Source organism: Sebaldella sp. S0638, assembly GCF_024158605.1.
Lineage (GTDB): Bacteria > Fusobacteriota > Fusobacteriia > Fusobacteriales > Leptotrichiaceae > Sebaldella.
In genome coordinates, this window is record NZ_JAMZGM010000290.1 from 1 (window position 1) to 756 (window position 756).

The 756-nt window shown below is 34.7% G+C and carries 1 protein-coding gene; it reads right to left on the minus strand.

What is annotated here, in order from left to right; genetic code table 11:
• Positions 1–638: hypothetical protein (locus NK213_RS20345; protein ID WP_253352744.1), on the minus strand; the 638-nt coding region annotated here is incomplete at its 3' end.
• Positions 639–756: the final 118 nt, after the last annotated feature.

A 756-nucleotide genomic window follows, 5' to 3' on the forward strand; every position in this document is an offset into this window, starting at 1 on the left:
TTTTTATCATGTTCTTTCATGAATTCCTGTACTTTAGCTTTATCCTCTGCTTCTTTTGTTATTCTTGCCGTGATTTCCTGTTCCAGTTCCTCCGGTGTTTTCGGCTTTAACTTTTCCGCTACTGTTATATTGAGTCTTTCTGCCTGTGCTTCTATTTCTGTTTTTGTTAATGTATCCAATACTTCTTTTCTATCCATTTTTTTATCTTCTCCTTTTTCTTTTTTTGGCGGTTTATCTTCTACTATTTCACTAAATTCAAGTAATATCGGCTGTTTTGAAAATTCTGCTCCTGATATTGCCGGCTGTATTCCTACGGGTAATATTGCCACTCTTGTTAGTTTCCCTTCCGGTATTTCTACTGATACTCCTTTTAATATCCCGTCTTCATAGTAGCCTTTCCCTTTTTCATTGAAATTTACATCGGCATATACTTCTGATTTATGACCTTTATCCACTATTTCTATATTACTGAAATCTCCTAGTTCCACTGCTTCCTTATCTTCTGTCCACTGACTCGTATGGGAAAATATCCCTTGTACATTATCTTTTATATTCCCAAATATATTCTTTACTCGTTCCTTATTAAATATTCCTTGCGGATACATTCCTGTTTCAAATATCTTTATTCTTTTTTTCACACTCTCACCTCGTTTCCTATCTTAACTGACCTTTCTTCCATTTTATTATCCAATCCTTATACTTTATCCTCTGACCTCTATTTAAGCCCATAAATCGTCGCTGTGGGATATTCCTTTT